Below are 8308 nucleotides of genomic sequence, written 5' to 3' on the forward strand. Positions count from 1 at the left end.
GGCCTCCGGAGCCGTGTGCGCAGGTTCGAATCCTGCCGGGGGCACCTTGGTTCAGGTGCCCAAAGACCCCGCCATCAGCGCTTTCGCTGAGGACGGGGTCTTCGCGTATGTGCAGGCGGATGCAGCCCGGAGCGGGCGCATGTCGGGGTCCGTGGACGAGGCGTGGACGGGATCTTGGGACATCGCCGCAGGTGAGGTCAACGAAAGGACGGGAGTCCGCATCAGCGCCAGACGACCTCTCCCACACGACGGCCGCGCCGTGGAGGCTGCCCGCAGTACCCATGGGAATGATCGATGCCCCGCTGAAAGGGTCGGCTCAAGCCTTGCTCCAGGCCTGACGATGGCGAGCGACGCTGTACACCTGCTCGACCTGCTCGACCGTCAGCACCCCTGAGAGCGGCGCCAGAGCCGCTACTTGACGCTCTTGGTACACCCGAACGCTGAGTTGCGTGGCGACCACCTTGAGATCGGTGATGCCGACGAAGACGAGTACTGGCTCGACCGGTACGGGAAAGCCGCAGTAGTGCTCAAGCACCCGGACCACACGCTTGGCCTCCGCCCGGCTCTTGCGCGCGTAGGGCGCCGGTTTTCCGTGATTGACCTTCACGGCATCGTCGCCGACCCATACGGCCTTGTCGTGGTGGTGCTTCGTATTGATGCTGAACACCCCGCCAGGCCCGATCAGCAAGTGATCGACGTCCACATGGTTGGCCAGGGGGATGGAGTGCAGGACCCGCCATCCATGACGCTCCAAGCGGTTCAGCTCGGCTCCAACTCGTCTCTCCCCCGCCAGTCCCTTACGCCATGAGTCCCACTCGGTAGGGCGCCGCAGGAGCCGTGAGACCACTCGCTCGATCAGCCCCGGGCCGGATTTGTCGAGCAGGTCGCGGAGGGATTCACCGGGACGGTTGGTGGACAGGTCGTCCGCCGGTGTCAGAGGCGGCAGCATCGGGCGGGCTCCAGCTCCAGGTGCCCTCTGCGGCAAGATTGGCTCGGGGCTGTCCCGTAAGTGGTGTGTCAGCACGGCGATCACGTCCTCGCGATACTCAGCGACCAAGACGGTGATGTCTCCCGCCCTCACGTCCGCCCAGCCGACTGCGGTCCCATCGGGCAGATTCGCGTACAGGCGATCATGTCCGTACCGCTTCCAGCGCGTGACTTTCAGATCCACGAGCCCCCCTCGTCCGCTCTCAGCCCGAAGCATCGCAGCAGGTAGGGCTCAAAACGAGAGAGGCCCCGGACAATATGCCGGGGCCTCACACGTGGACTCAGTGATCAGACGTGCATCTCACGGACCAGTGTGTCGTCTCCCTGGTAGAGCTCCAGGGAGTAGCTCAAACCGAGGCAGCGAAGTACGCCGCCGAGTTCGTCGAAGCGCTGAGGGTCGACGACTCCATTCAGGAGGACGTCTGGACCCACGATCGGCTCGACCTCCACCTGGCACCAGCTGGTTTCGACTTCATAGGCGTGCCAGGAGAACGACCTCGAACTCCACCCCGTCCGCACGAAGTGCTGGGCCACCGCGGAGGCATCCCGACAACCGCGCAGGACACCGCATACGTTGTTGCCCCACGCCGGAAGTATGAGGCCCAGGTTTCATGCGATCACTCGTATTCGCGCAACAGATCGTCGATTCGCCGGTTGGCAACGTCCTGCCGTCCGTCGAGGCACTTCGCGTAACGGGTCAGCAGGACCTCGACACTGTTGCCGGCGCGCTCGGCAACCTCGGTCGGGTCGACACCGGCATTCAGCCACGTCGACAGCGCCGAGTGCCGGAGGTCGTACGGCCGACTCGCGAGCGGCGAGGACGCGACGGTCGGCGGGAGCGCGAGGAGCCGGGCCTCCTGCCACACACGGTAGTAGGTCGAGGACGGGACGACCGAACCCTTCTCGCTGAAGAACAGCCGTCCGTCGTCAGCCGTACCGAAGGTGGCCAGATGCTCGCGGAGCACGGCGATGAGGCGAGGCGGGATCGGCACCCGCCTCACGTCCTCGGTCGGTCGGTTCTTCAGCCCGCGATCGTCGTGGGTCTCCCCCGAGTCGGTCCACTGCTTGCCGACCGACGGGCGGGTCCGGTGGAGCAGGGCCGAGCCCCAACCCCGTTCGGGAAGGATCAGGTCCGTCTCGACGAGGCCGACCGCTTCCGCCGGCCGGAGGCCACCGAAGTACATGGCGGCGAACAGACCCACGAGGCGACGACCACGGGCGCGCCGGTACCCGCCCACGTACGAAACGGCCGCCAGGAGGTTGCGAGCCTGCTCCGGGTTGGCGACAACGCGCGGGTCCACCTGGTTGGCCACCTTCGGCTTCTGCCAGCGGACAGCTGTGATCGGGTTCTCACGCAGCTCCCCCAGGTCGACGGCGTAATTCGCGGCGTTGACGAGTGTCCGACGTTTACGCCGCACGGTTTCCGCCGCGGCTGCCGTGCCGTCGAGCTTGAGCTTCAGCGAGTCGAGGACTGCGCGGGCCGTGGCGGGCTCAGCAAGATCAGCGAGCGGTCGAGAGGCTTTGGACACCCAGTGGAGAACGTTCCGCACGTCGTCCGGGACTTCCCGATCGTCGGGCCCCGGCAAGACGAAGGCCCAGTTGCGGAGCGCCTTGCGGATCGCCTCATCGGACGGACGTCCGGCGCGGTCGTCGAGGAGTTCCACCGTCACGCTGGTGAGCGATTCGTTGATGCCGTCCCGTGTGTTGGGGGCGGCATGGGGCCACTTCATGGCGAGGTACCTGAGGGCGAAGGCGTACCACGACACGGCCGACTTCTTCTCTTCCATCGAGGCCGGAAGGCCCGACTCCGTGTCGAACTCCTCGCCGTCGCGCATCGCCCGCATCAGCTTCGTGCGGTAGTGGTCGGCGAGCGCTTTGGTGCGGAAGGACTCGGAGAAGACATTGCCGGCCACGGACCAGCGGACGCCGTACGAAGGCGTTTTGGTGTCCCGCTTTCGGACGCCCCAGACCTTCACGTCGAGAGACTTCACGCCGCCGCCTCCAACTGTCGCAGCCACGTGGCGAAGTCGCTCCGCCAGATTCGGAGCTCTCCATTGGGGAGCTTGAACGCCTCAGGCCCCAGCCCCAGCTCCCGCCAGCGGTAGAAGGTCCGTCGAGAGACACCGCCCAGTTCGTCGAGCACCTGGCGGACCGTCATCAGCTCGTCGTGACGGTGGTCCATGTCGGTTCTCCTTCCGTTCCGATGGCAGGTTCAAGGGATGCAGCAAGCCAGTTCTCGGCAGCGCTGAGGCCGGTGCCGACGAACACCCAGTGGGCGAGGACGAGGGTGCTGTCGCCGTCCTGCGGGACAGGCGGAGCCGTCTGGGCCCGTCGCCAGTCGGCGCGGGCGGTGCGGAGGGCGCCGAGCGTGGTGGAGTAGCGGCGGGACTTGGTGGAGAAGTGGCCGCGGAAACCGAGCATGTGGGCCCAGGCGCGCAGACGGAGGTGTTCGAGGTCCTTGCGGGCGCCGAGGGTCCATGCGGTGCGGATGAGGCGGCGGGCGTGGTCGCTGATGTCGAACTGGGCCAGTTCGGCGGCGAACTTCAGCGGCCGGTCTAGAGCTCCCGTCGCTGTCTCGGCGCCCTTGGTGGCGTACTTGGCGATGTACGCCGCTACGGCCCGCTCGGTCAGCTCTTGGCCGCCGTCGAAGTCGGCGGAGCGGATCGTGCGGACGTCTAGTTGGCGGCCGAAGGCGAAGGTGTGGGCACGGCCGTCGATAACTGGGCCGTCGATCCGGGCGGCGGTCGCGGCCGCACGGGTGGCGTCGGCGATGAGTTCGGCCGTCGCCCAGGCCGGCGGCGGGGTGTGACCGCCTTCCGGGCCGTCGAGGCGGATGACGGCATGGAAGTGGACGGCTCCGCGCTTTTGGTACTCGGCGACCTTGGCGAAGGAGATCCGCGCGTGGTGGCGGAAGGTGCGCTGGGTGAGGCCAGCGCGCTTGGCGACCTCCCGGCGGAGGTAGATCGAGAAGCGCCGCCACAGGGCCCCGGCGTGCGCGTTCCAGAGCACGGCCGCGTCGTAGTCGTAGTGGTCCGGATCGAGCGGGGTGCCGAGTGCGGCGTCGTCCTGGTCGTGGCGGACACCGCAGCGGCACGGGCGGACCATGCCCCGGCCGTCGGTGGGCCGGTTGTGGACCGGGCCGAAGCCGGGGGCGGTGAAGGTGGCGAAGACGCGTGGGTGGGTGGCGACCTGGTCGGGGGTGCCCTTGCCGCCGCGGAGTCCGGCGGTGATCAGGTGGTAGGTGTCGCGGCGGTAGACCTCGGCGCAGGCCGCGCACCGGGTGGCCCGGCGGTTGTTGCAGCGGACCAGGAGCTGACCGGCCGGGAGGGCGGCGGAGTCGAGGTGGTGCAGGACGGTGCCGATCTCGCCCGTGCGGGTGTCGACGGCGTATGCGGTGCGGTGGCCGTCGAGGCGGACGGGGTGGGTGCAGCCGCCCAAGCCGGAGAGTTGGCGGGCCAGCTCGGGCAGGGTGCCGAGGGAGGCCAGCGTGGAGAGTTCCGCCAGCGGGGGCGGAGTCTGCCGGGTGATGATGGGAGTTCCTTTCGACTGTTTCGGCGGTCGGGAGGGACGGCCCCGGGGCGGCGGGATGCTTGGCGGCTTGTTGCCGCCCCGGTGGCCGGTCAGCGCCTGGTGGCGCCGGTGACGAGGGAGCGCAGGATCACGGCGGAAATGGCCACGGACACGGCCGTGACGGCGAGAGCCAGCAGGAGCGCGGTGAGGACGACGCCGACGACGACCACCGCGGCGACCGCACCCACGTAGGGGGTGAGCGGGCGGACGGCGGACGGCACCGGAGCCTGCACCTGGTGCTGCCCGGTGAGGGTCGTGGGTGGGTGCGGGGCGTCGGGGAGCTGGGGGCGGAACAGCATGGCGGGCCTCCTGGTCATTTGTCGGTGCCGTCGACGACGTCGACGCCGGTGCGGGTACCGGTCTCGATGGCGGGGGCGAGGAAGGTGTGGGAGAGCCAGAAGCCGAACAGGGCGATCACGACGGCGACCCAGAGGCGGACGCCGAGGAACTTGATCGCGGCCCAGGCGATGACGCCCAGGACGAAGACGAGCGGGAGCGAGACGGTCACGGAGTCTCCTCAGCGGACGCGGCAGCGGTGGGTGCGGGCGGCCAGCTCGGCGGCGGTGCGGCTGTCGTAGTCGGCGGAGAAGCCACAGCGCGGAGCTGTGCACACGGCGGCGTGCTTCTCACGGCCCCGGCCGTCGTAGTACGTGCCGACCTGGACCGGGCCGATCCGGACGACCCGGCGAAAACGCGGGTTGGCGGGCATGGATGCTCCTCTCAGAGCTGTGCGGCCACGGCTTCGGCCAGTGGTGCGGGGACGCCGAGCCGAGCACGGAGGGTCGAGGTGTCGATGGCCGATCCGGTCCGGGTGCGGTGTTCGTCGGCGACCTTGCGGGCGTGTGCGACGAGCGCGGCCGGGACCGATGGGCGAGGAGAGACGACTGCCGGTCGTTGTACGGGTTCCGGAGCCGTTGTGGTCGGCTCCGGGGTCACCAGTGCGGGGTCCGCGGCCGTCTCGTGTGTGGTGTGGGCAAGGAGGGTGCCGCCGAGGAAGGCGACCGCGGGCCATCCGGCGACGAGGATCCGCAGCCAGGCGGGTACGGCGTCCAGGTCGAGAAGGCCGGCCGTGGCGACGTTGGCCCCGAGCGACGCGGTCAGCGCGACGAGGAACCAGCACCATCCGGCCGCCTTCGACGCACCGGAGCGCAGTCGCCGCCAGGCCGCCACCAACAGCAGGTCGACGGAGACCGGATAGGCCCACGCCTTCCAGCCGTCCTGTCCGGCGGCTGCGGCCAGGTCGTGCAGGTGGGCGAAGGACAGCGCGGCGGCGATGACCGCCTGAACGAGCACCGCGTCGACGCGGGCCAAGTGGGCGCGCACAGTTGCGTCCCTTCCGTGGGTGGGGTCAGTCGGTGGGCTTGAGTTCGTCGGCTCGCGCGCGGGCAGCGGAGGCGGCTTCGGCCGCTTCCATGTCGCCGGGCCGGTCGGCGGCGATGCGTTCCAGCAGTTCGGCCTTACGGCTCATCAGCTCGGCGTAGTCGCCGGCTCCGAACGTTCGGTGGTCTTTCAGGTCGCTCAGAAACGCGTGGACTTCGGAAACGGACGGGCGGGACATGGAGGCTCCCTCGTTTTCGGGCGTGCCGGGGTAGGGACTCGGCACGAGACGGACGTGCCGGCCGTGGGGGGTAGTGAGTGGCCTACTCGGTGACCGGTACCGGGCTGAGGGGCGAGTTCGGGACGTCGGTCGGCTGGGCCGTCACTGCGGGTCGGAACGGTTCGAGCGTGGGCAGGTCGGGGACCATGTGAGCCGACTCGCGGCAGACCTCAGCCGCGCGGGCGAGAGACAGGAACGGCGTGCGGATGCGGGACCAGCCGCCGGACGTGTCACCTGCCACCGCGAGGCCGGGTAGTTCCGGGGCGATGGAACAGGCCGCGTCAACCGCTTCCGGCGCGATGTCGCCGAGGGCCATCTTCGCGGAGGCCTCATCGTTCACCCGGTGGCAGACACGGCCGGTCAGCTGGGCCCGGAGCATGGTCGCGCCCTTGCCCAGCTCGGCGCCGAAGCGCTGCCCGCACACCTCCACGTAGATGCCAGCCGCCCGGCCGAGCTGGGCCAGCCGGATGAGGTGGGTGACCATCTCGTCCCGCCGTTCCTCGTCCTTCTTCGTGGCGACGAGGAAGAGTTCGGCCACCTCGTCGACGAACAAGACGACCGGTACCGGTCGTTGGTGTTCCGGCAGGCCCCAGATGTCGGACGTGATCTCCTCGTCCGGGGTGCCGGGGGCGATGCCCTGACGCGCCTTGATCAGGTCGTACCGGTCCTCCATCTCGCGTACGAGGACGGGCAGCAATTCGGCCGCCTGCCGTGGATCGGTGGCGAGAGCCGACAGGCGCGGAGCGAACGGCGCCAGCTCCACGCCCCGCTTGCAGTCGATCCCGACTAGTGCGACCGGTTGCCGTGCCAGTCCGGCCACCAGGTGCCGCAGGTACATGGATTTACCCGACAGCGTCGCGCCGAGGGTGAGCTGATGCGGCACAGCGTGGTAGTCCCGTACGAAGGCCGTCGCGTCCTCCCTCAGCGCCACCGGCACCTTGAGCAGTCCGCCGCCCGCCTTCCTGGGCATCCGCACATCGCGCAGCACGTCGAAGCCGACGAGTCGCAGTTCGACCACACCCGGCTTGACGTCCTTCACGTACACGGCATGGACGCCCCAGGCGTGCCGCAGCCGCTCCGCCGAGGCGGCGACGTCCGCAGGTTCCTGGCCGGGAGCCAGTCGCAGTCTCAGCCGCAGTCCGGTGGAAGTGGGCCGGATGATGCCCCGGCGCGGGGGAACCGGCCGGACTTCACGCCGAGTCGTCGTCTTGACGGCGAGCGCGCGCAGCCGGGAAGGCTGCACCGTCAGGCCGCACGCCTCCATGACGGAGCCGTACGAGCCCAGGAGTCGGGCCGTCGATATCGGCAGGCCGACCGTGGACCAGTAGACGCCCGGGTGACGGGCCCGGATGTAGGCGGCCCCTCCGCCGAGCGCGGCGAGGGGACCACCTACCTCCAGCAGCGTCGTCCAGTCCGACATCAGGCGGAGGCCCCGACGGGCGCCGGGACCTCGGCCGGCGTGACCGCGGCAGCACGGAAGGCGATGCCATGCCTCTGCTGGCCGTTGAACACGCTCTCCCAGGGGCGAGCCACCAGGCCCACCAGCGAAACCGGGGCGCCCAGCGCCAAGCCCTCGGTGACGCCACTTTCCGGAACGGTGACCTTGATGAGGGAGGACTCGCCGTCCTCGATGTAGACGACGCCGATCGTCATCAGGGCTTCGCCACTGATGGCGTCCTTCGCGATCTCGCCCGTCTGCCGGTCCCGGACCTTCGGTTCCGGAGCTTCGGTCAGCAGGATGGTGGCTGCCGAGGTCTCCACACGGATTACACGCACAGATCTGATCTCCCTTGCGCTGCACCGTATGCACGCATACCGGTGCATTGAGTGAGGAATGACTACGCAACGGGAGGTTGACCGCATAGCGACTGGGCGCGATACGCTCCAAGAGCGTTGATGCCAACGACGCACCCGGCCTGAGTGGGCTGCCTCCCGCTCAGGCCACATCTCTGTCTGTGGCCTCTTTCGCTCACGCGCCGGCGCAGGTCTGCCTTCCTACCCCGGCCCGTTCGCCTGCCCGCGTCACCAACTCCGCTGGATGCGAAGGGATGTTCGGACGACAACCAGAGTAACTCGCACTCCAAGTACTGTCTAGTACTTCAGGTACCAGTCCGCATTTCGTGTACGCCCAACTCTCCTGCGAGGGCGCGCAAT

Annotated in this window: 12 protein-coding genes; all 12 read right to left on the reverse strand. The window is 69.0% G+C overall.

Features of this window, described 5'->3' with window-relative positions; translation table 11 throughout:
- Window positions 1-316: 316 nt before the first annotated feature.
- The 12 genes from ACZ4YY_RS37095 to ACZ4YY_RS37150 all read right to left on the reverse strand — a co-directional run bounded on the left by ACZ4YY_RS37095 (window position 317) and on the right by ACZ4YY_RS37150 (window position 7930).
- Complete coding sequence (locus tag ACZ4YY_RS37095) at window positions 317-1204, reverse strand: nuclease-related domain-containing protein (RefSeq protein ID WP_468299763.1); 888 nt, start codon at window positions 1202-1204, stop codon at window positions 317-319.
- A 71-nt stretch (window positions 1205-1275) separates the two neighbouring features.
- On the reverse strand, window positions 1276-1521 hold the full coding sequence (locus ACZ4YY_RS37100) for a hypothetical protein (RefSeq protein WP_468299765.1): 246 nt from the start codon (window positions 1519-1521) through the stop codon (window positions 1276-1278).
- Window positions 1522-1604: 83 nt separating this feature from the next.
- Window positions 1605-2978, reverse strand: a complete 1374-nt coding sequence (locus tag ACZ4YY_RS37105; RefSeq protein WP_468299767.1) for a tyrosine-type recombinase/integrase — start codon at window positions 2976-2978, stop codon at window positions 1605-1607.
- The gene (locus ACZ4YY_RS37110) at window positions 2975-3169 is read right to left on the reverse strand and encodes a helix-turn-helix transcriptional regulator (protein ID WP_069926930.1); all 195 of its coding nucleotides are present in this window, start codon (window positions 3167-3169) and stop codon (window positions 2975-2977) included. The genes ACZ4YY_RS37105 and ACZ4YY_RS37110 overlap by 4 nt, the downstream gene beginning before the upstream one ends.
- On the reverse strand, window positions 3145-4491 hold the full coding sequence (locus ACZ4YY_RS37115) for a replication initiator (RefSeq protein ID WP_468299793.1): 1347 nt from the start codon (window positions 4489-4491) through the stop codon (window positions 3145-3147). Before ACZ4YY_RS37115 ends, ACZ4YY_RS37110 begins: the two co-directional genes overlap by 25 nt.
- A gap of 116 nt (window positions 4492-4607) precedes the next feature.
- Window positions 4608-4853: a SpdD protein gene (locus ACZ4YY_RS37120; RefSeq protein ID WP_468299795.1), complete on the reverse strand. Its 246-nt coding sequence runs from the start codon at window positions 4851-4853 to the stop codon at window positions 4608-4610.
- Window positions 4854-4870: 17 nt separating this feature from the next.
- The gene (locus ACZ4YY_RS37125) at window positions 4871-5065 is read right to left on the reverse strand and encodes a hypothetical protein (RefSeq protein WP_252545166.1); all 195 of its coding nucleotides are present in this window, start codon (window positions 5063-5065) and stop codon (window positions 4871-4873) included.
- A gap of 9 nt (window positions 5066-5074) precedes the next feature.
- Window positions 5075-5266, reverse strand: a complete 192-nt coding sequence (locus tag ACZ4YY_RS37130) for a mobile element transfer protein (RefSeq protein WP_360246300.1) — start codon at window positions 5264-5266, stop codon at window positions 5075-5077.
- An 11-nt stretch (window positions 5267-5277) separates the two neighbouring features.
- Window positions 5278-5880: a DUF2637 domain-containing protein gene (locus ACZ4YY_RS37135; protein WP_468299769.1), complete on the reverse strand. Its 603-nt coding sequence runs from the start codon at window positions 5878-5880 to the stop codon at window positions 5278-5280.
- 25 nt (window positions 5881-5905) lie between these two features.
- On the reverse strand, window positions 5906-6115 hold the full coding sequence (locus ACZ4YY_RS37140) for a hypothetical protein (protein WP_468299771.1): 210 nt from the start codon (window positions 6113-6115) through the stop codon (window positions 5906-5908).
- A gap of 82 nt (window positions 6116-6197) precedes the next feature.
- On the reverse strand, window positions 6198-7574 hold the full coding sequence (locus ACZ4YY_RS37145; protein WP_468299773.1) for an FtsK/SpoIIIE domain-containing protein: 1377 nt from the start codon (window positions 7572-7574) through the stop codon (window positions 6198-6200).
- Window positions 7574-7930, reverse strand: a complete 357-nt coding sequence (locus ACZ4YY_RS37150; RefSeq protein WP_468299775.1) for an SCO3933 family regulatory protein — start codon at window positions 7928-7930, stop codon at window positions 7574-7576. The genes ACZ4YY_RS37145 and ACZ4YY_RS37150 overlap by 1 nt, the downstream gene beginning before the upstream one ends.
- Window positions 7931-8308 lie beyond the last annotated feature (378 nt).

The sequence above is a fragment of the Streptomyces sp. NPDC030143 genome, from assembly GCF_055573695.1.